Genomic DNA, 23,585 nt, shown 5'->3' with positions numbered 1-23,585 from the left:
ACACCATGACACAATACCAACACACTGACGCTCTAGTTACAGGGCTAAACCAACAGAGCTTGGCTCAATTACCAAGCCATGTTGATACACCAACCTACGACCGTAGCGCAGTTAAAGCCGGTATTGTACATATTGGTGTGGGCGGTTTTCATCGTGCTCACCAAGCAGTGTATGTCAACGAGCTTTTAAAAACTCCGGGCTCTGAGCAATGGGGTATATGTGGTGTTGGCCTTTTAGAGGGTAACCGTGGTCTGCGTGATATTTTAAAGCAGCAAGATTACCTTTACACGCTTACTGTTAGACACCCAGACGGTACAATAGATAACAAAGTAATTGGCTCAATGATCGACTTTTTGTTTGCTCCAGAGGACAAACAAGCGGTAATTAATAAGCTAGCGCACAGCGATACTAAAATTGTGTCGCTTACTATTACTGAAGGCGGTTACAACTTTAACCCTGCAACGGGCGAGTTTGATTACAGTAATCCAGATATTATTAACGACATTAATAACCCAAACTACCCAATTACAGCGTTTGGTTACATTACTGCTGCGTTAAAACTTCGTAAAGAGCAAGGCCTAGGCGCGTTTACAGTACAGTCGTGCGATAACATTCAGCACAACGGTAACGTAACACGCAAAATGCTTTTAGCCTTTGCTACAGAGCAAGACAAAGACCTAAGTGAGTGGATTGAGCAAAACGTATCGTTTCCAAATGCGATGGTTGACCGTATTACACCGGTATCTAAAAAGAGTGATATTGATTACGTGGTTGATGCATATGGTGTTAGCGACGAGTGGCCAATTACCTGTGAGTCGTTTACACAATGGGTAATAGAGGACACATTTAGTGACTCTCGTCCAAATTGGGATGTTGTTGGTGCACAGTTTGTTACTGATGTAACGCCTTATGAAACCATGAAAATACGTTTACTTAATGCAGGGCATTCTGTGCTTGGTTTATTAGGTTCAATCCATGGCTATGGCACTATTGACGAAACGGTATCGGATGAATTATTTGCCACATACCTACGTGCTTTTATGGATAAAGAAGTAACCCCAAATCTTGAACCACTTGAAGGCATTGACCTTGAAAGCTACAAAGATACGTTAATAGAGCGTTTTGCTAATCCTAATATTAAAGACAGCCTAGCGCGTATCTGTAGTGAAAGCTCAGCTAAACTGCCTAAGTTTTTAATTGCCACAATTAACGAAAACCTAGTACAAGGTCGAGATGTATCACTGGCTACGCTTGTTATTGCTACTTGGTGTTTATACAGCGATATAGGTTTAAGTGAAAACGGCGAGCAACTTGAAATTCAAGATGCTATGCACAAAGAGCTTAATTCTTACGCGCAAGAGACTCAAACTAGCCCGATTGCATTTTTAAAGTTAACGAGCTTGTTTGGTAAGCTTGAGCATAACGAAACGTTTACTGCTGAATATAAAAAGTCGATTGCTGCGTTGTATGCACCTAATAGTAAAATTAAAGCCATTATGCAGGCTGTACTTGATCAAAAGAGTAACTAATTATGAGCATTTTAATTAATCATAAATCTGGCGAAAACGTAAGTGTTAGCTGCTTTGGCGAAGTGCTGTGGGATTGTTTTGATTCAGGTAAACGCTTAGGTGGCGCGCCACTTAACATGTGTGTACGTATTAACTCACTTGGCATTAAAGCCGACATGATCAGCGCTGTTGGTAACGACGAGTTAGGCGCTGAGTTACTAGGCGAAATTACTAGCAAAGGCGTAAGCTGCGAATACATTGCTATTAATAGTGACAAAAAAACTAGCACGGTTGAGGTAACGCTCGACAGTGGTGGCTCTGCAAGTTATGAAATAGTGGCAGACTCTGCGTGGGATAATATAGCGCTTACCGATGAGTTACTTAGTAAAGTTAAAAGTAGCGATGTATTTGTATTTGGCAGCCTAATTGGGCGAAGCGAAGCGTCTTTAGCAACATTAAATCAACTAGTTGATGTAGCAAACTTTAAAGTATTTGACGTAAATCTACGTGCACCGCATTACAAGCTAGAAACACTTGTAGATTTAATGAATAAAGCAGACTTTATTAAGTTAAACGATGAAGAGCTATACGAAATTGCAAAAGCGATGGGTTGTAAGTTTCATTCGCTTGAACAAAATTTAGCGTTTATAGCACAGCAAACAAATACCGATTACTTATGTGTAACCAAAGGTAGCCACGGTGCTTTATTAACAATCAAAGGCGAGAATTTTTATAATTCAGGTTATTTAATTAGCGTAATTGACACTGTTGGCGCAGGGGATTCGTTTTTAGGTTCGTTAATTTATCAGCTTTGTAGCAACGACGACGCGCAATATGCCGTTGACTTTGCATGTGCCGTTGGAGCAATGGTCGCCGAAAGTTCTGGTGCAACACCTACTTTAACGCATCAACAAATTAGTGAGTTTATGAACCCACTTTAAAAAACATTGTGTGTGAAAGCGGTTATACGTAAAAGTTTAACCGCTTTTTTTGTGCCTAAAATAAGACATAGGCGATAAGTGAGTGTTAAGTGCGCAGGTTGCGTAAATAGTGGCTTATATCGATTATTGTATTAGCTAAACGTCTTATTGTTTGAGGGTTAAAGCTTTGTTATCGTTCGTCGATTATTCACGGATTGAAAAGGCGGGGCGACACACAATGCGCTCTATAACTAAAATACAAAAAGAGAAACGTGCTTTATGATCATCTTTTTTATCTGCCTCACTATTTTAATACTGGGCTATAAGTTTTACAGCCCATTTGTTGAAAAACAAGCCGGTTTGGATTCAACTGCTGACACACCACAAAAACGCTTTAGCGAAGGTGTTGATTACGTAGCTATTCACCCTGTACGAGCATTTTTAATTCAGTTTTTAAACATTGCTGGCGTAGGTCCAATATTTGGCCCAATTTTAGGTGCTTTATACGGACCAGTTGCACTAGTATGGATTGTACTTGGTAATGTTTTAGGTGGCGCTGTACACGACTTCTTCTCAGGTGTAATGAGTATAAAAGAAGACGGTAAAAGCCTACCAGAAATCGCAGGCCATTATTACAACGTCGTATTTAAAGGCTTTATGCTTGTATTTACTGCCATGTTACTGTTTTTTGTAGGTGTAGTATTTATTATGAGCCCTGCAGGTTTGCTAAGTAACCTTGATTTTTTTGAAGGTACAATACTGGCAAACAACACCTTTTGGGTACTTGCTATTTTAGCGTATTACTTTTTAGCTACCTTGCTACCAATTGATAAAATTATCACTAAGTTTTACCCAATTTTTGGTGCGCTAATGATTGTAATGACAGTGGCAATTGCTATTTCATTACTTATTAATGCGCCGCACTTACCGGTACCAAGTGACTTTTTAGCTTACTTTGAAGCTGATCACGCACATGACTTTTTAGAGCCAAACCCAGATGGATTACCAACATGGCCATTGTTATTTATAACAATTACCTGTGGTGCTATTAGTGGTTTTCACTCTACTCAAGCGCCTATTATTGCGCGCTGTTTAACTAACGAAAAATACGTACGTCCAGTTTATTACGGCGCTATGATGTGTGAAGGTATTGTAGGTTGTGTATGGGCACTTGCTGGTATTGCAGCGTTCCCAGATGGTTACGCAGGCTTAAAAGCATTGCTTGACCAAGGTGGTCCAGGCTTAGTTGTTAACCATGTAGCTAACAGTTACTTAGGCGTATTTGGCGGTATAATGGCAATTATTGCAGTAGCCGTATTCCCAATTACTTCTGGTGATACAGCGTTCCGCTCATTACGTTTAACTGTTGTTGATGCGTTTAATATTCCACAAAGCTTACGTAATCGCTTACTAGTGGCGGTGCCTATACTTGCTATAGCGTACTTTATGACGAAGCTCGATTTCTCATTAATTTGGCGCTACTTTGCATTTTCAAACATGCTGCTTTCTACAAGCGTATTATGGCTTGCCACTAAGTACTTGTTTGACCGTGGTACATTCCATTGGATTGCCAGTGTTCCTGCTGTTATAGCAACAGCGGTAACGGTTTCTTATATTGGCACTGCAGCAATTGGTCTTAACTTATCAAGCGATTTAGGTAAACCTATTGGCGCTGTAGTAACAGTGATTGGCTTAATTGTTTTAGCAATTGTGCACTCTAAGCATAAAGTTAAACCAACAGCGGTTTAATAATCACATAAGTTATTTCAAGCATTAAAAAAGCGAGCTATTGATAATCAATAGCTCGCTTTTTTTGTGTACTAAATTTAGGTATTACTGAGTTGCAAGTTCAAAGTAACTATTATCGTCGAGCGTTTTGCTTATCATCATAGCGCCCTCAAGCAGGCTCACTGTTTGAATAGCTGCTTGAGCGGGGTTAGGCTCACCATTAGTTAAGTGTGCAGCGCTAAGCCATGTTAGGTTTTGATTAAAAAAGCGTTTTACTTCAAGGCGTACTTTATCTGGAAGGCTATCGCTTTCGGCTCCTAGTAACCCACATAAACACATTTTTTTATCGGTTACTAATGCACGTCTAAAAAGCTGAGTGTACACATCAATAGGATTTTTACCGCTTGCTTTAAGCTCGCTTGGCTCGCCTAACGCAGCTAAAAAAGAATTAGTATATTGATGAGCAAGCTCAGCACCTAAATCGGCCTTAGTCGCAAAGTGATAGTGCACACTGGCGCTTTTAATGCCGACTTCGCAGGCTAGCTCTCTAAAACTAAAATTACTGTATCCGCCAAGGCGCACCTTGTTTTCAGCTGCTTTTAATAAAGCTTCTTTTTTACTCACTTTTAATATTTCCTATCTGCAGTAACACCAGTTTTATTAAAAACATGATCATTGTATCGCATTAAATAACACACTAACTGCGTTAAAAATTATTCATACAGAATAACTAGATGTCATGATTTTCGCCTCGTTATTGCGCTATTTTCCTAGCGCAATAATAGATCACTTATTTAATGCAATTGGTACAGCAAAATTATCGACCAGTAGGTAGTTATTTACAAGTGTTTTTACTTTTAAGCAACTCCCTAATTTTATTATGAATTAAGTTAAATCCCATAAATCAGAAAAATTTAAACGTTGACTTAAATTTAGTTTAATATTATAAATTACCTATCGATAGGTAGGCTCCGCCATTGACTCACTTTTAAACAATAAAGATAGAGATTGCTATGAAAATTTATGATGTAGAAAACTTTCCAAATCCACTTCGTGTTCGTATCGCTTTAGCTGAAAAAAATGCCACTGCAAATGTTGAATTTATACCTGTTGATTTATTAAATGGTGAACACAGAACAAAAGCTTTTTTAGCTAAAAATCCATTAGCAGGTGTACCCGTATTAGAGCTAGATGACGGCACGTTTATATCAGAAAGTACCGCTATTACTGAGTATATTGATACCGCATTTGAAGGCCCATCTTTAATGGGTGAAACCGCAAAAGAGCGTGCAGTAATTAACATGATGCAAAAACGCGCAGAATCTATGGTGCTTGACGCTGTGGCAACTTACTTTCATCATGCAACTGATGGCTTAGGTCCAGAGCTTGAAACGTATCAAAATGTGGCTTGGGGTGAAAAACAAGGCGAAAAAGCACGCCAAGGGTTTAGCTATTTTAATGATGTACTAGCGCAATCGGCGTTTGTTGGCGGCGAGCAGTTTAGTATTGCTGATATTACATTGTATGCTGGGATGGTATTTGCTGGATTTGCACAAATAGCAATCCCGAATGAGTTAACCCATTTAGTTGCATGGCAAGAAAAAGTAGCAAAACGCCCAAGTGTTGCAGCTTAATTAGGTTATTAGTTTAAAATTTAAGTGAAGTTACGCTTAGGAGCCAAATATGAAAATAGCTGCCGATTTTAGTAAACGAGTTGTGGTACATAGCGAATCACTTCCGTGGGTTGCATCGCCAATGGCGGGCGTTGATAGGCGAGCGCTCGATAGAGTGGGCGACGAAGTTGCTCGCGCAACGACCATTGTTCGTTATGCACCTGGGAGTGAATTTTCGCCGCATGTACATACAGGCGGTGAAGAGTTTGTTGTGCTTGAAGGGGTATTTCAAGATGAGCATGGTGACTTTGCGGCAGGTTCTTATATCCGTAATCCACCGCAATCAAAGCATAAGCCGGGGTCTGAAAATGGCTGCGTTATATTTGTAAAGTTATGGCAGTTTCAACCAGATGACCGAACGCACGTGCGTTTGCAAACAAACTTGATGCAAAGTACGGTGCATCCTAGTTTTAAAAATGTTGCCGTAACCCCTTTATACAAAGACGACTTTGAAGAGGTAAGCTTGTTGCACTTTAAGCCCAACGCCTGCATGGTTATAAACGCAAAAGGCGGAGCTGAGCTGCTAGTACTTGAAGGCTCATTTGATGAGCAAGCAGATACCCTTATAAAAAACAGTTGGTTAAGAGTGCCTATTAATAGCTCCGTTAACGTTAAAGCGGGAAGTAATGGTGCAAAAGTATGGCTTAAAACGGGTCATTTGACTGACGTAGAAAACCAGATATCTCGCGTACAAAATGTGTAATTGAGTCGTTTATTTGAGATTATTTATTAATTTAGTTCAAGACTATTTATTAATTTAGTTCAAGACTATTTATTGATTTAGTTCAGGACTAATTAATTTTAGAAGGTGTACTTTTACCACTCAGCCTATTTAAGGAGAGCAGTAATGGTACACACAACACATGGTTTATCGATTGGTCTTGAACGTGCAGGAAGAGAGTTTTTTTTAAAACTTAAAGCCGTTGGTACGCTTACTCACGACGACTACAAAATAATTACCCCAATGATAAATTCAGCTCTTGGCGAAGTTAAGCACCCAGTTGTAAACGCCTTAATAGATGGTAGCGAGCTTGAAGGTTGGGAATTACGCGCAGCCTGGGATGACCTCAAGTTAGGTGTTAAACACTCTGAAGAATTTAAAAAAGTAGCTATTTACGGTAATAAAGAGTGGCAAGCTCGAATGGCCAAAATAGGTAACTGGTTCATATCGGGTGAGGTTCAATACTTTGAAAATGCTACCGCAGCCATAGATTGGCTAGACGAATAATAAATCCCTTCTTTCAAAAAATAGCGCTTACAAAGCGCTATTTCAACTCTTAAATAAAGGACTTATAGCGAACATTTAATAGTTTTCGCTTATTGTTAAGTATCAATTTTATCAAAATACGTTACTAAGCTATCAATAAATGAACGAAGTGCAAGTGACTGATGTTTCCTAGAGCGGTAAATACCGTATATGCTCAAAGTTTGTGGTTTAAGGTGTGGTAGTAAATGTATTAACTTTCCATTATTTATATATTTCTGCGCAGCAAACTTAGGTTGTAGAGTTATTCCTTGATTATTAAGAGCAGCTTTTAACAGTAAGCTCGAATCATTAGCACTGAAGTTACCAGCAATCGCTACAGATACGGGTTTTTCAGGGTGTGAAAAATGCCACATACTTTTTTCAAACCGTGAATAGTTTAAACAGTTATGGCGACTCAAATCATCCGTAGTTATAGGCTTAGAGTTTTTTTCTAAATATTCTGGGCTTGCACATAATACTGAATGGCATTTCCCAAGTGGGCGAGCAATTATATTAGGATCTAAGTCATTGGTAATTCTAATTGCTAAATCTATTCGCTCTTCTACCAAATTTGTAACGTGATTACTAATTTGTACATCAATACTGACTTCGGGATGAGCGTGCAAGAATTGTTGCAACATATCTGGTAGTACATCATGTGCTAAAAAAGGCGAGCACGACAACCTAATTTGCCCGTTTAATTTGTTATTACTTTCTATCGGCGCACTGATGTTTTGGGCGATGGCAATGAGCTCTCGGCTATGATTAAGTACTTTTTCACCCTCTGACGTGAGTGTTATTTTTCTTGTTGACCGATGGAGTAGTTGGGTATTTGCCCACTTTTCCATTTGATTCAAATACCGTGTAACCATAGATCTAGACATATCTAAAGCACGGGCAGCACCGGCTAGACTTTTCTGCTCTACAATTTTTATAAATACATCAGCTGCAATAATTCTATCCATTCACTTTGCCTATATGTTCGATTTATGCAACAGATAGTTGCATTCTGCCTAGTTTTTCATTCTTAAATTGCAACATACAATAGCCTCATCTTAACGAAATAACAAACAGGCTACTGAGAATGAAAAAAGTTAAACACGTATTAGCAGCAACAGCTTTATTAGCAAGCACATTAATGCAACCGGTATTAGCGCAAAGTGAATTAGTTGTTGATGTATATAACCCACAAGACAAAAGTATTTTTGCTGTTTCATCAAGCATTATAAGTGGTGATAACGAAGTGTTATTAGTGGATGCCCAATTTCAGCGTAATGATGCACAAGCATTGGTTGAAAAAATAAAAGCGAGCGGTAAAACATTAACAGCTGTTTATATTAGTCACAGCGACCCTGATTTTTACTTTGGTTTAGATGTAATTAAAGCTGCTTTTCCAAAAGCAAAGTTATTAGCGACTAAATCAACAGTAGAGAATATTAAACGCTCAATGCAAGGAAAGTTAAATTATTGGGGGCCTATTTTAAAGAGCAATGCACCTAAAGAACTTATTTTGCCAGAAGTAATGCTATCAAATAGCCTAACTATAGATGGGAAAGAAATTATTATTAAAAATTTACAGCATGATCCAAAGCATACTTACCTTTGGATCCCTTCTATAAAAACAGTGCTGGGTGGGGTTGTAGTATTTGATCAAATGCATGTGTGGTTGGCCGATTCGAGCACAGCTGCAGAGCGTCAAACTTGGCAGTCAACATTAGATAACATCGAGAATTTAAAACCTCAGACTGTTATTCCAGGTCATTTTTTACAGGGCAGTAAACAAGACCTTTCTGGTGTGTCATTCATGAAAGGGTACTTAAATAAAGCGGATAGCGCTTCAAAAAATGCAAAAAACTCAACTGAATTTGTAGAGATAATGACTCAAGCTTACCCTGATTTAGGTGCAAGAAGCATCTTAGAGTTGGGCTCAAAAGTGGTTATGGGTGAGATGCAATGGCACTAAGTGCCCTTGCGTTAAGCAATTATTTAGATAGGAAATATTAATGAAAAACGTAACGTTACATATAATTGTTGACCCTTTATGTGGTTGGACTTACGGCAGCGTGCCCTTGATCACCGCTGCTGAAAATATTGATGGTTTAATTGTAAAAGTACACAGTGGAGGTATGCTAACAGGTGATAATGTCAAACCTGTGACTCCTGCATGGCGTGAATTTGCACTTAAAAACGACAGTGTCATAGCGAAGAAAACCGGTCAGGTATTTGGTAGTAACTATACTGATGGGCTTTTAAAAACCAACGATATTATACTCAACTCGGCTCCGGCTATTACCGCTATATTGGCAGCGCAAGAGCTTGGTATATCAGGTGGGGAAATGCTTAATAGTATTCAACATGCTTATTATGCTCAGGGTAAAAACATTATGCAGCTGCATGTACTGACTGATATTGCATTGGAGCTGGGTTTAAACAAGGCCTTATTTGAAACCCACTTTAATGCGCTAGAAGGCGGTGCAACAGATCAACATATAGCACAAAGCCGAGGCTTATTGCACGATATTCATGGGCAAGGCTTTCCTAGTGCAGCATTTGAATTTAACACAGGTAAGTGGCAAAAAGCCGATATAGCCCATTATTATGGAAAAACTGAGCAGTGGGTTACCTACTTACAGCAATCAGTTGCGCTAGTATAGTGTGATGAAATTTCTAAATAATAAAGCTGTTTATATTACAGCTTTATTGAGCTTCCTTTTTATAGTGCAAGGGTGTGCAAAAATGAACAACATAGACATAATTAAAAGTACGTATGAAGGCAAAACATCACAAGAGAATGGGCAAAATTTAGTTGCTCATGCAAGTGATACTATTACTTGGAAAGAGGCTGACGGTTTTGCTTATGCTGGTACATACCATGGTATGAATGACATTACTGAACATGTTTTTCAAAAGCTTGCAAGCGAGTGGTATAACTACACGTTTACGCCACAAAACTACTTATCCCAAGATGATACTGTTGTAGTGTATGGCACGTACTCTGGTACTTATATTAAAACGGGTAAAAAAATGCAAGCTAGGGTCGCGCATATTTGGCAGCTTAAAAATCAAAAAATAACGCACTTTGAACAAATAGTGGATAGTAAAATGGTGTTTGATGCTATGCAGTAACTACGCGTTACTGCATATATTTGAACTTAAAAAACATTAGGTCTATTAAAGTACATCAGCCAGCACAGGTAATGCCGGAAATGCCCCTTTAGCTAAACACGCTTTAGAGCCACATTTAAGAGCAAAGTGCAGAGCGCCTTTTACGCTCGCTTTATCATTTAGTTTATCTGCTAGTGGTAAATCACTTCCTAAGTTATTTAAGTAGTATAAAACCCCCGCTATAAATGCATCACCTGCGCTTGTTGTATCTACGGCGTTTATTTTTGGTGCCGATTCGTTAAGTGTAAATGCGCTGTGGTAAACCGTGGCAGGCTCTGGTCCATCGGTTAAAAACACCAGTTTTACTCCGGTATTTAATAGCATTTGAATGTAATCATCGCTCGTTGTATCGCTATGCTGAGCTAAAAAATTAAGTTCGTCACGCGAGAGTTTTACTATGTCACAATAGGTGTAACAGGCTTTTACATTGCTTGCTATATCGTTTGTGTTTTCCCACAAGCTGTAGCGTAAATTCACATCAAAACTGACGAGCTTATTATTCGCTTTTGCAAGTTCTAGCGCTTTAACCGTTGTGTTGGCAATTGCTGATTCGGTTAATGTGTTTGAACAAAAGTGTAGTGTGCTTATTTCTTGCCAATTTATATGCGCTAAATGCGCCTGCGTTAATAGTACATCGGCTGTATTATGGCGATAAAAGCCAAAACTACGCTCGCCGGTTTCATCAAGGCTTACTATAACCATGGCGGTTTGTGAGCCTGCAATGGTAAATAAATAGTCTGTATTTACATTGTATTGCGCTAATGCATTACTTAATTGATTGGCAAAATGATCGTCCCCTTTACCACCACAAAATGCAGCCTCTGCGCCGAGTTTTGCGTAGCCAACAGCTACATTGGCAGGCGCGCCACCTGGTATAGGTAAATAGGCTGAGTTATTAGCATCTTGTGGCAGCATATCAATTAATAGCTCGCCTAAGCACAGGAGTTTAGTCATTTGGAATATCCTAAAAAGCCTAGCAAGGCTAGGCTAAAAAACGTGAAGGGTGTTATTTATTCATACTTTAAAAGGCGCTACAGTGACTACTCACCGCAGCGCCGCAATACACACATTTAGTTAAAAGCGTATTTTAAAGTTACCGATGTTGTGCGGCCGTTAATAGTACGGGCACGAATAATGTTATTTTCAGGTACTGAACCTTCTTCTGCTTCTGTAATACCTACTGTATCAAATAGGTTATTCACATTAAGCGCAATATTAAGGTTTTCAGATAAGTCATAGCTTACAAAGCCATTTACCTGTGTGTAGCCGTCAAATTGTAGATCGTTATTATCTTGAGCGTATGCATCGGTAGTACCAATGAAACTTACCCCTGCAGCGCCTTTTTCATAGTTGTAACGTGCCATTAATGAGTAAATTAAATCGGCTTGACGACGTGGCGTATTACCTACAACATCTGGGTTAAGCGCATCTTTTGCTATTTCTGCATCGGTCCAAGTTAAATTACCGCGAAAATCCCATGCATCAATAAAGTAAGTAGATTCTATTTCAATCCCTTTTGCTTCGTATTCACGGTCAAAAAACGTTTGTGATGTTGCTTCAAAATTTTGCTCTTCAGTTTCGGCAAAAAACGCAGTAGCAAACACTGATAATGAATCAAAGCGCTTTTTAACACCAAACTCAAACTGGTTTACTTCATCAACAGCGTCTTCTTTTGCAACAGAGCCGTCGGCGCGTACTTTTCCAAATAAAAGACGGTCAGCATTTGCACGCCCACCTTTACTAATACGTGCAAACGTAGCAAGGCTTGGGTCAATTTGATAATTAGCACCAATTGAATAAGAAGAATAGTTCCAGTCATAGTTTACTGGGCTGGCGTTGGCAATATCAATACCTGCAACGTTTTGCTCAGGGATTGATATTTCTCCGTCGCGGTTCATATCTACAGTTGATGTTACGGCACCTGCATAGTTACCGCGAGCTTCGCCACTGTCGTAACGGGCACTTGCATCAATGCTTACGTCGCCTAATTTAGTAGAGAATGCAACGTATGGTGCACGGGTGTCGTACTCTGTGTCGTAATCACGTTGGCAACAGTTTCCCCAGTAAGGTGTGCCATATGCATATAAACCATTTTCTGAAAATTCAGTACCGTCAGCTGCAGTAACATTTAATAATGCAGCATTGTCGCCTTTAAGCTCCATAAGGTATGAATTCCATAACCACGACATAGCAATGTTTTGTGTTGACGCGTAATAACCAAAGGTAATGCTGGTGTCATCATCAAACGATTTAGTTAGTTTAAAGTCGTTAACTAATGAATCGAAGTCGTTCATTGTTACGTCAAACGTATGAATTCGCATAGCAAGGTCGTCGTTAAATGCAGCGCCCGTGTTTGCGTTACTGAGTGTTGCGCCTACACCACCAATGCTCTGTGCAATAGATGATGCGCTGCCAACCTCTGCAGGAATAAGCGAGTTAAAGTTGCCGCTTATTGATGATTTACGAAAACGGTTTTCGATACGCCAATCGTTATCTAAATCAAATACAGCTTCAAAACCAACAGAGTCAACCTTTGGATTCATACCATCGCGAATATCGCCGCTACTGATTTGGTTTTCACCATTTAGACGTACTGTTTTAGTAAATAACGCTGAGTGAGGTGTGTCTGATTGCGCATCAAAGCCAGCAATAGAGTCACCATTTGAGTACATTGGCATAGGAAGGTAGCCAACACTCTTATCGTCTAAGTGTTTGTAATAAAGGCGAACGTAACCGTTGTCGAAATCTTTAGTAAGATTAGCTTTTATTTGGCCACCTTTATTAGACGTGTAACCTGTTTCGCGCGGGCCTTCGCCTTGTCGAACAAAGCCACCAACATGAAAACGCACGCTATCGGTTAAGTAAGTGCCGTATTCAAAGTCTGTACGAACGCTGTCGTAATCTAAGCCAAGTGTTGTAGATACACTGCCAGATTCGTTTTCGCCATTTTTAGAGATAAAGTTAATAATGCCACCAGGTGCATTACTTGCGGCAGTAGATGCTGAGCCACCACGAATCGATTCGATAGTTTGCACAGTGTTATCTAATCGCATAAAAATATCTGAATTACCAAAAGCGATATCACCGTATTGCAGTACAGGTAAACCATCTTCTTGTAATTGTAAAAATTTTGCACCGCCTGAAGCAACTGGCAGGCCACGAACAGCAATATTTGCATTACCTTCGCCACCTGTCGATTCTGCACGGATACCAGGAATGATTCTAAAAGCCTCGGCTGTTGAGCGAGGAGTAGACACCTGAACTTGTTCAAGTGATACGCTACTAACTGAAACGCTTGAAGCCATGATTGTTGTTCGACGTGGTACGCCGGTTACAACAATTGTTTCAAGACCTTTGTTTTGTGATGCTTCAGGTGTTGCTTGGTCTGTTTCTTGTGCGTTAACGCCTTGACTTACGGCAAGTGCTAAAGCGCTGATTAAATATAAAGGTGTATTGTGTGTTGTCATGTGGACGCCTCGTTGTGTTGAACCCAATAGGATTTGTTATTTTCACTTAATCGATTAAGTAAAAATAACAAATATTTTACAATAAGCAAATTATTTTGTGTTTAATTTGCTCTTTTATTATTCATATGTTGATTTTAAAAGTATTTTTTATTGTATTGAGATACAAATTTATTAAGCTGTTGGGTTATTTTCTTGTAAAGCACTCATTGATGGGTCGCGTAAATAATTGAACAACATAGCTACAAATAAAATCACGGCAAACCCTGTTGCTAAGTAAAAGCCATAGCGCACATGGCCAAAGTAATCGCTGATCATACCCATAAATAAAGGAGCTAAAGCAGCCGATAATGCGGTAAAAAATAATATAACGCCGGCTACGGCTCCATGGCGCTCAGCAGGAAAACACGATATACCTTTAGAGTTTAAAGTTGGATAAACCATAGACATAAATAAACCTGAAAGAGGTAGTAACCCTACAGCCCAGTCAACGCCACCAATAAGTGTACCCACATAACAAAGCGCAATACCTAAGCTTAAATAAGCCATAACACCTTGCCAGCTATAACGATTTAGTAACCATACGGCAATAAAACGACCTGCAGCACGTAGTATAAAAAATATAGTAAGTGCATAAGTGGCAAGGAGTGGCCAAGAGCCTGTGTAGTCCTTTAATAGCGTTGGCATCCATACATAAATAGCCACTTCAGTCGCTACATAAAGTGCAATAGCTAAAGAAAAGCCAAGTGCATAAGGGTTTTTTACCATTTTCATGGTCGTGGCCAAAGAGGCTGGCTTTTCAGTTGTTTTAACTACGTCAGGGTAGTCTGCGCGCCATGCTAATAAAGCAAGGATTAAACACATTACGCCCGCAGTAATATACAGGTATGTCCAACTAACGTTTTGCACTAATAAAACACCAACTAGGGCAGGGCCTACAATAGCGCCAATGCCAAAAAAGCCCTCAACCTTGTTCATAGTTTTAGTATGGTCGTCGTTACTATGTGAAATATCGCCAAGCAATGCCAGTGCGCCGGTTTTAAATAAACCAATGGCCAGACCTATGCAGCAAAGCAATACTAAAAAGAAAGTAAAACTGGTGCTAAATGCAAATAAAAAACAACTCGCGGAAAATATTAATAGACCTAGCATAATGGTTTTTTTACGGCCAAGGCTGTCAGCTAAAAAGCCTAAAAATAATCCACTAAAGGCAATGAGTGCCATAGGAGCGTAATGAAATGCACTAGCTTGAGTCATGCTCAAACCGAAATCTTTTATAAGTTCGGGGATTATCATGCCGACTGCGTCAGAGGTCATGGCAAACATAAAAAACATCATGTATGTAAGCCAGCGTATTTGTTGCAGTGGGTCGCTGCTTACGTGAGTGTGTGATTTTGTCATGTGTTTATTCCTCGTTAAATTCTCTATTAATACTTCGTAAGTCAGTCAGTTGCTTACTGTAGTATTACGTGAGACACGAAATTTGTATGTAAAATTATTAAAAATTACTTGTAAATTCTTACTCGCTAGTTAAAGATATATCTTAATCGATTAAGTTTCAACATGGTAATCACACAATGATGAAGAATAAAGTTCAATTGATCACATATGCTGATCGAATCACTGGCCAAAATATAGGCGCGCTAACCACACTTTTAAACGGCCCTTTAAAAGGCGTATTTGGTGGTGTGCACTTATTGCCATTTTACAATCCTATTGATGGCAGCGATGCTGGCTTTGACCCTATTGACCATAGTGAAGTTGATTCTAGAATAGGCACTTGGGAAGACATACAAGTATTAGGTAAAGATCTCGACTTAATGGCTGACCTAATTGTTAACCATGTATCGGCGCAGTCTTTTCAGTTTCAAGATGTATTAGCTAAAGGTAAGCAATCAGAATTTTGGGATTTGTTTTTAACCAAAGATGATGTATTTCCAAATGGTATGAGCGAAGCTGAGCAAAAAGCAATTTACCGCCCACGTCCTGGTAGTTGCTTTACCCCAATGAAATGTGGTGATGGTAAAACGTATGACTTCTGGACCACTTTTACCGATAACCAAATTGATATAAACGTAAAAGTAGAAGCCGGTGTTGCGTATTTAAATAACGTACTCACTAAATTTTCGGCTAACAATGTAAATATTATTCGTTTAGATGCGGCGGGTTACGCTATTAAGCAAGCTGGCACTAACTGCTTTATGCTTGATGAAACGTTTGGCTACCTAGATAACTTATCTAAGCAAGCAAACGATTTAGGCATGGAAACCATTGCAGAAATTCATAGCCATTATCAAACTCAGGTAGAAGTGGCAAAACGCGTAAATATGGTTTACGACTTTGCGTTACCACCGCTTATTTTACACAGCTTATTTAACAACGATGTAGATGCACTACTCAAATGGTTACAAATTTCGCCACGTAATTGCTTAACTGTACTTGATACACACGATGGTATTGGCATTATTGACGCAGGTCCAATGGGCGACAAACCAGGGCTATTAAATGCACAGCAGATTGATAACCTAGTAGAAACAATGCACGCCAACAGCAACAACCAAAGCCGCCAAGCTACGGGCGCTGCGGCGAGTAATGTCGACTTATATCAAGTTAACTGTACGTACTACAACGCATTAGGTGCTAAAGACTTTGATTACTTACTGTCGCGTGCAATTCAATTTTTTGCTCCAGGTGTACCACAAGTGTATTACGGCGGCTTATTTGCCTGTGAAAATGATATGGAGCTATTAGCTAATACAAATGTTGGCCGTGATATTAACCGCCCATATTTAGATGCAAATATAATCGACAAAGCCTTAAATAAGCCTGTAGTAAAAGGTTTAATTGAATTAATTAAAATTCGCAATTCACACCCTGCATTTGCAGGTGAATTTAGCGCCCAAGGTGAAGGCAGTATGTGTTGTTTATCGTGGCAACTAGATGAGCAAACTATTTCACTCACTGTTGACTTTAAATTACGCCATGCACTTATTACGCAGGTAAACGGTGATGAAGAAACAACGATTAACTTAAATTCATTTTTAGCTTAATGTTATAAAAGTAATTTACAAGCGCCATGTAAAGCAAAAGCCAAGCTTAAGTAGCTTGGCTTTTTAACACATAAAACTATTACAAGGTTTGTAAGCTAACTACTCGCACCAATCTCTAATTCGTAACTGACTTCCTGAGTTTTTTCTTCTTTAGAAATAAATAATTCAGCGGCTATAACGCCTTTTTCTTGGCTGTTTTGATGGATGGTGGTGAGGCGAGGCACAAACCGGGCTGCTTCATCAATACCATCAAAGCCCACAATACGCAGTTCTTCACCTATTTTTATGCCTTGTTTTATTGCTTCTCGCATTGTGGCAAGCGCAATTAAATCACTCATACAAATAATAACGTTAGGACGAGGGGAGGCACTTAAAACCTCTTTAGCAGCAATATTAGCAAAACGCTCGCTACTTTCAGGAATGTTCCAAATACGATCGTCAGCCACCGTAATATTTGCCTCGCTTAAAGCGCGTTGATAACCACGTAAACGTTGATGCGAAATAGATTGTCCGGTTTCAAATTCGTGGTGTTCATACACGCGGCATAATACGTTTTCATCAAGTAATCTAAGCCCTAATATAGCCACTTTATCGCTTTGATTATGCAGTACGTGTTTAGCAATTTCGTAACTTGCTTGCTCGTTATTAATATTTACAGAGGCATTGCGAGCAATATCAAAATCAATTGTCACTACATGTTTAGACACTGTTTTTAACTGCTCAACTAACGCGTTATTACGAGGGCGGCCATAACAAATAAAGCCATCTACCAAGTCGACCACGTTGTTAAGGTTACCGCTATTACCTGAAAACAATAAAACATTAATGCCGTTTTTTTCAAGCACCGAGGTAACACCGCGCATAAAGCTGCTGGCCACAGGGTCCGACACCATGTATTCCACACTATCGGGCAGCACTAAAGCCACAATATTAAATGTGCCATTACGCAAAGATTGCGCGGCCTTATTGGGCCCGTAATAGCCCAAAGTTTTACACGCTGCGAGAATATCGTCTCGGCGTTTAGCCGATAGCTGATCAGGGCGATTAAACGCATTAGATACTGTCGCGTTAGACACACCTAACTCTTTAGCAATACTTTTTAGGGTCCAGCGGGTTTGCTTACTCATACCAATTCTTTACTCAATACACATGTTAATAAACTAACATATTCAGGGCGTTAGCAAAGTAAAAAAATAAGATTTTAGGGCTAATGTCGGCATTCTTTAGGCGCAATGCCAAAGGTTTGTTTAAATAGGCGACTAAAGTGGCTCGCGCTATTAAATCCAACATCAAAGCACACTTGGCTAATTGCATGGCCTTGTAGTAATTGAGTACGCGCTTTTTTTAGTCTTAACTGTTGCTGCCAAAGGGCTGGGGTAGTGCCAAATGCGAGTTTAAATTGATGATAAAACTTACTTCGGCTCATACATGCTATTTTGCATAAGGTATTTATGTCGAGCGTTTCACTTAAGTGTTCTTCAATATAAAGCAGGGCATCGCTCACTTTTGTTTTAAGGCGTGGCTTATCGCAGCTAGCTAGCAATAGCTCGCGGCTTTGTTGTTGTAATAAACGGGTGATCAATTCGTTCAACGACAAATCAATCAAGTAATGTCGCTGTGCGCCTTGCTCACTAAATAAATGCACCATGCGCTCTAATAATTGCTGCGTTTGAATATTATGTTGGGTATGCACTAACTGAGGTACATATTCAAATAAGCCATCGTGTGCAAAATTTTGCTGCATGTTTAGTGCATTCGCCACGCTCGTTATTTTATCTGTGCTAATTTCAATGGCTAAACAGGTGGTTGGGGCGTGCATTGATGCTTGTGGAAAATCAATTAAAACACCTTGCTCTGGCGCTAATACAAACGACTCGTGTGGTAAAAATACTTTATGGTATTGGCTCCTTTCTACGTGCATTACCTTTTTGCCGCTTAGCATGGCACAAAACAGCAGCTCGTTTGAGTGTAGTGCTACCTTTTGCGCGCTTTGATACGTGTCGTAAATACTCAACTCACTGCTATCTGCAGCGAATGTGACTTTATTTTCTATTAATACATCAAGTTGTTGGCGTTTTTTGTTTAACTGAGATGTGTGCATATCAATCCTTTAGGTTTTATTAGTTTGGACTCACAGACAACTTTTGTGGACAGCTAATCAAGTTTTTAGGTACTTGTTAGTTTAATGTCAATCAACATTGATTAAATATAAAGCATTTTGTTTTATATAAATGTTCGACCTTTAGCTAACAACAATAAAGAGAGCACACACATGATATATGCAAATCCAGGTAGCGATGGCGCACTCGTAAACTTTAAACAACAATACGGGAACTACATTGGCGGAGAGTGGGTGAAGCCAGTAAATGGCCAATACTTTGATAATATAAGCCCAGTAAACGGTAAGGTATTTTGCCAAATACCGCGTTCAGACAAAGACGACATAGAGCTGGCTCTCGATAAAGCGCATGCAGTGCGAGAGCAATGGGGCACAACGTCGGTGACCGACCGAAGTAACATACTGCTAAAAATAGCCGACCGAATTGAGCAAAACCTAGAGTTACTAGCTGTTGCCGAAACATGGGATAACGGTAAAGCAATTCGTGAAACACTCGCTGCTGATATTCCGCTAGCGGCAGATCACTTTCGCTACTTTGCAGGGTGCCTACGATCGCAAGACGGCACTATAGGTGAAATAGACGCAACCACCGTTGCGTATCATTTTCACGAGCCACTAGGTGTGGTTGGGCAAATTATTCCGTGGAACTTCCCTATTTTAATGGCCGCATGGAAACTTGCCCCAGCTCTTGCTGCAGGTAACTGTGTGGTACTAAAACCAGCCGAACAAACTCCAGCATCTATTTTAGTTTTAATGGAAATTATTGGTGATTTACTGCCTGCAGGCGTGCTCAATATTGTAAATGGGTTTGGTAAAGAAGCAGGCGAAGCACTGGCCACAAGTAAACGCATTGCTAAAATTGCATTTACAGGCTCTACACCTGTTGGCTCACATATTTTAAAATGTGCTGCTGAAAACATTATTCCGTCAACGGTAGAGCTTGGCGGTAAATCGCCCAATATATTTTTTAATGATGTAATGGAAAAAGATGACGCGTTTTTATCAAAAGCCATAGAAGGCGCCGTACTTGCTTACTTTAACCAGGGCGAAGTATGTACCTGTCCATCAAGATTGTTTATTCAAGAAGATATATACGAGCAGTTTATTGAGCGCATACTCGAACGTACCCAACAAATTAAACGCGGTAACCCACTCGACAGCGAAACCATGGTGGGCGCTCAAGCTTCAAAAGCACAGTTTGATAAAATACTTAGTTACATAGACATAGGTAAAAAAGAAGGCGCTGAAGTACTCACCGGCGGCAACGTAGAGCAGCTAAATGACGATTTAAACGGCGGTTATTACATACAACCTACACTGCTTAAAGGTACAAACGACATGCGTGTATTCCAAGAAGAGATTTTTGGCCCTGTTATTTCTATGTCGACCTTTAAAGATGAAGCCGAAGCACTTGAACTTGCCAACAGCTCAGAATTTGGCTTAGGCGCAGGGGTGTGGAGTAGAAACATGAACCGTGCTTATACCATGGGGCGCAAAATTGAAGCTGGCCGAGTGTGGACCAACTGTTACCACATGTACCCAGCACATGCTGCATTTGGTGGTTATAAAAAATCAGGAATAGGGCGCGAAACACACAAACTAGCACTCGATCACTATCAACAAACTAAAAATTTATTAGTGAGCTACAGTGAAGATCCGCTCGGCTTTTTTTAATAAAACAGTTCAAACTTAAACACAACAACCATTAAGTAATGAGAGCGCTGCATATTTGCAGCGCTTTTTATTCACAGTGCTCACAACACTATTTTAAGCGTGTTGTAATATATAAGTACAATACCAGCCGCGTTCAAAACGTTAAAACCTAAGCGTTTTAATAACTCATTCCTGCGTTAAAAAACGATTTTACGATATTAACTTTTTATAAAAGTTGCTCTAAAAATGTGCAGTGATTTATGCATTGTCGGATATTACTGATCTCCCCCAATTTAGTGTGTTACTGCATTAATGGAAACTTCTTTATAGTTAACTAATTGTTTACAGATGGTTATTTGCTGGCTAAGATAAATGCATTGTAATATAGGGACATTTTTCGGTTTATAAAGCGACAAATGTCGTAGATAAAATTGTTAGGTATCTCAATGGAATTTGAACAGACCAAAATTGGAATTGAAACCACGTATCCAGACAGTGGTCATGTAGAAATCGAATATCCATGGGCTGATAAAGTTGGAGAAAACAGATTTCAAATCAAAAACTTCCCCTTCTATGCTTACGGTATATCATACGATGACATAGTAGAAGCTGAGTTCGTTAATAAAGATGATAAATACCCGTTTTTTACTAAAGTAATCACAAAGTCGGGACATAGAACGCTAAGAATTAAACTGGATGAATCTGCAAAAGAATCAAAACGCTCGCAGGGTATTTTAGATAAATTAAGTTCTATGGAGTGCGGTTATGAAGGGACTAACGGTGAATTTTACTTTGTAATAAATGTTCAACCCCAATGCGATTTCGATGCAGTTCGTGATTTTCTCAACGATAACGATATTCGTTGGGAATATGCAGATCCTACATACGAGAAAATGCATAGCACCGATACCTAACAATCGCATTAACACTCGCTGCGCTCACTAGGGACAAAAACACGTAGGCTCCCTGCGCTTCGCTTGTACGTATTTTCGCCCGTTATGCGGGTGTTAGGTGCTTCTGAGAAATCAATGGCCAAATCAGAGATAAGACAGTTCTTAAAAGAAATCCGCACTAAATTTCCTGACGTTGTGCCTCTCATGGAAAAACATGAAAAATGGGCACTCACATTCCTAATGGAAGAGTTCGCAAATTTGACAACCATTTTGTTTAATCAAGGTAATTTAGAAGAAGCATTAGAACAGTTGCAGTACATGAGCGAAAAACTAGATACTGCAACCAAAGCAGAATTCGAATACATAGATGTATATTATGCAGAGCACTTATTCTGGAAAGGTACAAAAGAAGGTATTGAGCGTGGCTGGCCTCTCGTGCCAGATAATCTCAAAAAACTATACTTGGGCTTTCATGGTAAAGCCCCTAGGGTAGTGGTTTAAATATGCACGCACCTAACAACCTAATCAACACACTCACTTCGTTCGCTGGGATGCATACACATGGGCTGCGTCGCTTCGATCCAAATTATAGCCCATGTGTTTCCGCCCCTAAGTAGGGTGTTATTAGGTGCTCTAGATAGTATGCAGAATATTAATCCATGGCTTTGGTCAGCTTTTGTTTTGTCTCTCTCAGGGATCTTTTTTAGATGGGTGTTTGGTAATACGTTTGTGAGCTTGTTTCTTGCCGTATTGCTAGCTTTAGCGATAGTACCTTTAGTTAAAAAAATTCAGAGAAAGAATTAACAAGATACCCATCCAAACTTTGTATTTTTCGAAGCCTAGATTCTAATAGGTTAAATAAAGTGGCTGTCATCATGATTTTTTGGGTACAAACTAATTGCCTTAAAGCATAAAGTTATATAACTTATTAAGGTGAATACATTTTATTGACGTAAATTAATTAGCAGGAACGCCAAATGAACAATAAAATACTTAAATCATCTACCGCTACGTATCAAAGTGGTGTTGCAAAAGCCGATGGTAAATTTTATGTAACGCAAGGTGAGGTACGTTTTGAGCCATACAATGAAAGTGCTGGTTTAGGGCCTTATACTTTTACACGAAGCGCAATCGTAAAAATTGAAAAATCAGCAGGAACAGGCGCAGGCATTTTACCACTAACAAGCGATGCAATAACAATCACTTTAGATAATGAAGATACTTATGATTTTATTTTAGCAAACCCCGATGAATGGATTCGTCTACTCAAGCATTAAACAATCTCTAGAGCTGGCATTTAGGCATAATTATTTTAAGTGTGAGCTAAGTTAAACGGCATCAATATCAATAGTGTCCAGTTTTAACTATTAAAAAACTACAATAAAAGGATTTGAATGATGTTTAAAATATCTATGCTCACTTTTTCTACTAGCAGCTTTATTGTATCTTTTATGGGTTTTGCTAACACCGCTGTGTCACCGCAAACTGATTTAACTGGACACCTATCTTAGACTTTGATTTCTCATAAATTAAAAAGCATTATTTTGAATAATTATTTAGCTAGAAATTTCATGTTTACTCTAGTTCTAGTTTATAACCGACGGGCTCGCCTTGTGGCTTTTGGTAACTAAAACTGGTTAGTTTTACTAAAACGCTATCGCTTTTTTGCCAGTATACAATTGCCCTGTGATTACGTACTTCATGCATAATTACATCGTAATGTAAGCTCATGGGGAATAGTTCACTCTGGTTATTAAATGGTGCTGAAAGCTCAATAACCATGGAGCGGTAAAACCCAACGTGAGAGTTATGCACTAAATTAATTTCAGCATGGTTAAGCGTAACTGGCAAAGCTTGAGCATCGCTTATTAATGCCATATGGCTGTGTAAATAATCGTTTAATTTATTGAGTACATTACCTTTTAAGGGCTCATCTATTTGTGCGCCATCAAGTGAAAAGAGCGACGGCGCGGCTATAATTAAATCTTCAAGGGCAAAGCTTAACTTTAAACTCAGCGTATTAGTTGGCTGCTCAGTTAATGTTAGCTCACTGCCTGGTAGCGCATGTGCATTAGCAAATTTAGTGCTTAGTAAAACACATAAGGCGAGTGCTAAGACTCGCATTATAGGGTTTTTAATCATTGTGTTTGGCCGCCGTAGTCATCG

At 39.3% G+C, this 23,585-nt stretch carries 22 protein-coding genes; 14 read left to right on the top strand and 8 right to left on the bottom strand.

What is annotated here, in order from left to right:
- Window positions 1-5: 5 nt before the first annotated feature.
- The 3 genes from H5161_RS05155 (at window position 6) to H5161_RS05145 (ending at window position 4,177) form a co-directional block, all read left to right on the top strand.
- Complete coding sequence (locus tag H5161_RS05155; protein ID WP_182768830.1) at window positions 6-1,529, top strand: mannitol dehydrogenase family protein; 1,524 nt, start codon at window positions 6-8, stop codon at window positions 1,527-1,529.
- A gap of 2 nt (window positions 1,530-1,531) precedes the next feature.
- The gene (locus H5161_RS05150; RefSeq protein ID WP_024595733.1) at window positions 1,532-2,449 is read left to right on the top strand and encodes a carbohydrate kinase; all 918 of its coding nucleotides are present in this window, start codon (window positions 1,532-1,534) and stop codon (window positions 2,447-2,449) included.
- A gap of 258 nt (window positions 2,450-2,707) precedes the next feature.
- Window positions 2,708-4,177 carry a carbon starvation protein A gene (locus H5161_RS05145; protein WP_004334688.1) on the top strand — a complete coding sequence of 490 codons (1,470 nt, stop codon included), beginning with the start codon at window positions 2,708-2,710 and terminating at the stop codon, window positions 4,175-4,177.
- An 84-nt stretch (window positions 4,178-4,261) separates the two neighbouring features.
- On the opposite strand, the gene H5161_RS05140 is transcribed toward H5161_RS05145, so the two are convergent.
- A complete protein-coding gene (locus H5161_RS05140; protein WP_182694099.1) occupies window positions 4,262-4,780 on the bottom strand; it encodes a TetR/AcrR family transcriptional regulator in 519 nt (172 codons plus the stop codon).
- A gap of 389 nt (window positions 4,781-5,169) precedes the next feature.
- On the opposite strand from H5161_RS05140, the gene H5161_RS05135 reads away from it, so the two are divergent.
- From H5161_RS05135 to H5161_RS05125, 3 genes are all read left to right on the top strand, one after another.
- Window positions 5,170-5,790: a glutathione S-transferase family protein gene (locus tag H5161_RS05135; RefSeq protein WP_182768829.1), complete on the top strand. Its 621-nt coding sequence runs from the start codon at window positions 5,170-5,172 to the stop codon at window positions 5,788-5,790.
- A gap of 49 nt (window positions 5,791-5,839) precedes the next feature.
- On the top strand, window positions 5,840-6,532 hold the full coding sequence (locus H5161_RS05130; RefSeq protein WP_182747410.1) for a cupin domain-containing protein: 693 nt from the start codon (window positions 5,840-5,842) through the stop codon (window positions 6,530-6,532).
- Window positions 6,533-6,676: 144 nt separating this feature from the next.
- The gene (locus H5161_RS05125; protein WP_182724083.1) at window positions 6,677-7,057 is read left to right on the top strand and encodes an STAS/SEC14 domain-containing protein; all 381 of its coding nucleotides are present in this window, start codon (window positions 6,677-6,679) and stop codon (window positions 7,055-7,057) included.
- A gap of 95 nt (window positions 7,058-7,152) precedes the next feature.
- Here H5161_RS05125 and H5161_RS05120 read toward each other — a convergent pair whose 3' ends face one another.
- A complete protein-coding gene (locus H5161_RS05120; protein WP_182681515.1) occupies window positions 7,153-8,040 on the bottom strand; it encodes a LysR family transcriptional regulator in 888 nt (295 codons plus the stop codon).
- Between the two features lie 119 nt (window positions 8,041-8,159).
- On the opposite strand from H5161_RS05120, the gene H5161_RS05115 reads away from it, so the two are divergent.
- From H5161_RS05115 to H5161_RS05105, 3 genes are all read left to right on the top strand, one after another.
- Window positions 8,160-9,038, top strand: coding sequence for an MBL fold metallo-hydrolase (locus tag H5161_RS05115; protein ID WP_182768828.1), 879 nt, complete (start codon window positions 8,160-8,162; stop codon window positions 9,036-9,038).
- Between the two features lie 40 nt (window positions 9,039-9,078).
- On the top strand, window positions 9,079-9,729 hold the full coding sequence (locus tag H5161_RS05110) for a DsbA family protein (RefSeq protein ID WP_182695368.1): 651 nt from the start codon (window positions 9,079-9,081) through the stop codon (window positions 9,727-9,729).
- A gap of 82 nt (window positions 9,730-9,811) precedes the next feature.
- A complete protein-coding gene (locus H5161_RS05105; protein ID WP_149603532.1) occupies window positions 9,812-10,201 on the top strand; it encodes a nuclear transport factor 2 family protein in 390 nt (129 codons plus the stop codon).
- A gap of 45 nt (window positions 10,202-10,246) precedes the next feature.
- On the opposite strand, the gene H5161_RS05100 is transcribed toward H5161_RS05105, so the two are convergent.
- The 3 genes from H5161_RS05100 to H5161_RS05090 form a co-directional block, all read right to left on the bottom strand.
- Window positions 10,247-11,194 carry a carbohydrate kinase gene (locus tag H5161_RS05100; RefSeq protein WP_039488389.1) on the bottom strand — a complete coding sequence of 316 codons (948 nt, stop codon included), beginning with the start codon at window positions 11,192-11,194 and terminating at the stop codon, window positions 10,247-10,249.
- A gap of 116 nt (window positions 11,195-11,310) precedes the next feature.
- Window positions 11,311-13,707, bottom strand: coding sequence for a TonB-dependent siderophore receptor (locus H5161_RS05095; protein ID WP_182692364.1), 2,397 nt, complete (start codon window positions 13,705-13,707; stop codon window positions 11,311-11,313).
- Between the two features lie 171 nt (window positions 13,708-13,878).
- Complete coding sequence (locus H5161_RS05090; protein ID WP_039488390.1) at window positions 13,879-15,105, bottom strand: sugar MFS transporter; 1,227 nt, start codon at window positions 15,103-15,105, stop codon at window positions 13,879-13,881.
- A 176-nt stretch (window positions 15,106-15,281) separates the two neighbouring features.
- Between H5161_RS05090 and gtfA the strand changes: the two genes are divergently transcribed.
- Window positions 15,282-16,754: a sucrose phosphorylase gene (gene gtfA / locus H5161_RS05085; protein WP_182719934.1), complete on the top strand. Its 1,473-nt coding sequence runs from the start codon at window positions 15,282-15,284 to the stop codon at window positions 16,752-16,754.
- Window positions 16,755-16,849: 95 nt separating this feature from the next.
- On the opposite strand, the gene H5161_RS05080 is transcribed toward gtfA, so the two are convergent.
- Window positions 16,850-17,881 carry a LacI family DNA-binding transcriptional regulator gene (locus tag H5161_RS05080; protein WP_182695370.1) on the bottom strand — a complete coding sequence of 344 codons (1,032 nt, stop codon included), beginning with the start codon at window positions 17,879-17,881 and terminating at the stop codon, window positions 16,850-16,852.
- Between the two features lie 80 nt (window positions 17,882-17,961).
- Complete coding sequence (locus tag H5161_RS05075; protein ID WP_024596981.1) at window positions 17,962-18,855, bottom strand: AraC family transcriptional regulator; 894 nt, start codon at window positions 18,853-18,855, stop codon at window positions 17,962-17,964.
- A gap of 171 nt (window positions 18,856-19,026) precedes the next feature.
- Here H5161_RS05075 and H5161_RS05070 point away from each other — a divergent pair, with 171 nt between their 5' ends.
- The 4 genes from H5161_RS05070 to H5161_RS05055 all read left to right on the top strand — a co-directional run bounded on the left by H5161_RS05070 (window position 19,027) and on the right by H5161_RS05055 (window position 22,696).
- A complete protein-coding gene (locus H5161_RS05070) occupies window positions 19,027-20,547 on the top strand; it encodes an aldehyde dehydrogenase family protein (protein ID WP_182753153.1) in 1,521 nt (506 codons plus the stop codon).
- A gap of 425 nt (window positions 20,548-20,972) precedes the next feature.
- Window positions 20,973-21,440 carry a DUF4265 domain-containing protein gene (locus H5161_RS05065; RefSeq protein WP_182695373.1) on the top strand — a complete coding sequence of 156 codons (468 nt, stop codon included), beginning with the start codon at window positions 20,973-20,975 and terminating at the stop codon, window positions 21,438-21,440.
- Between the two features lie 114 nt (window positions 21,441-21,554).
- On the top strand, window positions 21,555-21,920 hold the full coding sequence (locus H5161_RS05060) for a hypothetical protein (RefSeq protein ID WP_182695374.1): 366 nt from the start codon (window positions 21,555-21,557) through the stop codon (window positions 21,918-21,920).
- A 476-nt stretch (window positions 21,921-22,396) separates the two neighbouring features.
- Window positions 22,397-22,696 (top strand): hypothetical protein, encoded by a 300-nt coding sequence (locus tag H5161_RS05055; protein ID WP_024596978.1) that lies wholly within the window; start codon window positions 22,397-22,399, stop codon window positions 22,694-22,696.
- 298 nt (window positions 22,697-22,994) lie between these two features.
- Here H5161_RS05055 and H5161_RS05050 read toward each other — a convergent pair whose 3' ends face one another.
- Window positions 22,995-23,561 carry a hypothetical protein gene (locus tag H5161_RS05050; protein WP_182768827.1) on the bottom strand — a complete coding sequence of 189 codons (567 nt, stop codon included), beginning with the start codon at window positions 23,559-23,561 and terminating at the stop codon, window positions 22,995-22,997.
- Window positions 23,562-23,585 lie beyond the last annotated feature (24 nt).

Origin of the sequence: Pseudoalteromonas sp. SG43-5, from assembly GCF_014164345.1 — a bacterium.
GTDB lineage: Bacteria > Pseudomonadota > Gammaproteobacteria > Enterobacterales > Alteromonadaceae > Pseudoalteromonas > Pseudoalteromonas distincta.
This window is presented reverse-complemented; position numbering and strand designations above follow the sequence as displayed.

Excerpts from the sequence above, each read along its gene's own strand:
- H5161_RS05135 (WP_182768829.1), top strand. The coding sequence starts at position 5,170 with ATGAAAATTTATGATGTAGAAAACTTTCCAAATCCACTTCGTGTTCGT.
- H5161_RS05050 (WP_182768827.1), bottom strand. The coding sequence starts at position 23,561 with ATGATTAAAAACCCTATAATGCGAGTCTTAGCACTCGCCTTATGTGTT.
- H5161_RS05065 (WP_182695373.1), top strand. The coding sequence starts at position 20,973 with ATGGAATTTGAACAGACCAAAATTGGAATTGAAACCACGTATCCAGAC.
- H5161_RS05090 (WP_039488390.1), bottom strand. The coding sequence starts at position 15,105 with ATGACAAAATCACACACTCACGTAAGCAGCGACCCACTGCAACAAATA.
- H5161_RS05060 (WP_182695374.1), top strand. The coding sequence starts at position 21,555 with ATGGCCAAATCAGAGATAAGACAGTTCTTAAAAGAAATCCGCACTAAA.
- H5161_RS05125 (WP_182724083.1), top strand. The coding sequence starts at position 6,677 with ATGGTACACACAACACATGGTTTATCGATTGGTCTTGAACGTGCAGGA.
- H5161_RS05055 (WP_024596978.1), top strand. The coding sequence starts at position 22,397 with ATGAACAATAAAATACTTAAATCATCTACCGCTACGTATCAAAGTGGT.
- H5161_RS05080 (WP_182695370.1), bottom strand. The coding sequence starts at position 17,881 with ATGAGTAAGCAAACCCGCTGGACCCTAAAAAGTATTGCTAAAGAGTTA.
- H5161_RS05070 (WP_182753153.1), top strand. The coding sequence starts at position 19,027 with ATGATATATGCAAATCCAGGTAGCGATGGCGCACTCGTAAACTTTAAA.
- H5161_RS05145 (WP_004334688.1), top strand. The coding sequence starts at position 2,708 with ATGATCATCTTTTTTATCTGCCTCACTATTTTAATACTGGGCTATAAG.
- H5161_RS05100 (WP_039488389.1), bottom strand. The coding sequence starts at position 11,194 with ATGACTAAACTCCTGTGCTTAGGCGAGCTATTAATTGATATGCTGCCA.
- H5161_RS05150 (WP_024595733.1), top strand. The coding sequence starts at position 1,532 with ATGAGCATTTTAATTAATCATAAATCTGGCGAAAACGTAAGTGTTAGC.
- H5161_RS05075 (WP_024596981.1), bottom strand. The coding sequence starts at position 18,855 with ATGCACACATCTCAGTTAAACAAAAAACGCCAACAACTTGATGTATTA.
- H5161_RS05120 (WP_182681515.1), bottom strand. The coding sequence starts at position 8,040 with ATGGATAGAATTATTGCAGCTGATGTATTTATAAAAATTGTAGAGCAG.
- H5161_RS05110 (WP_182695368.1), top strand. The coding sequence starts at position 9,079 with ATGAAAAACGTAACGTTACATATAATTGTTGACCCTTTATGTGGTTGG.
- H5161_RS05105 (WP_149603532.1), top strand. The coding sequence starts at position 9,812 with ATGAACAACATAGACATAATTAAAAGTACGTATGAAGGCAAAACATCA.
- gtfA (WP_182719934.1), top strand. The coding sequence starts at position 15,282 with ATGATGAAGAATAAAGTTCAATTGATCACATATGCTGATCGAATCACT.
- H5161_RS05095 (WP_182692364.1), bottom strand. The coding sequence starts at position 13,707 with ATGACAACACACAATACACCTTTATATTTAATCAGCGCTTTAGCACTT.
- H5161_RS05115 (WP_182768828.1), top strand. The coding sequence starts at position 8,160 with ATGAAAAAAGTTAAACACGTATTAGCAGCAACAGCTTTATTAGCAAGC.
- H5161_RS05130 (WP_182747410.1), top strand. The coding sequence starts at position 5,840 with ATGAAAATAGCTGCCGATTTTAGTAAACGAGTTGTGGTACATAGCGAA.
- H5161_RS05155 (WP_182768830.1), top strand. The coding sequence starts at position 6 with ATGACACAATACCAACACACTGACGCTCTAGTTACAGGGCTAAACCAA.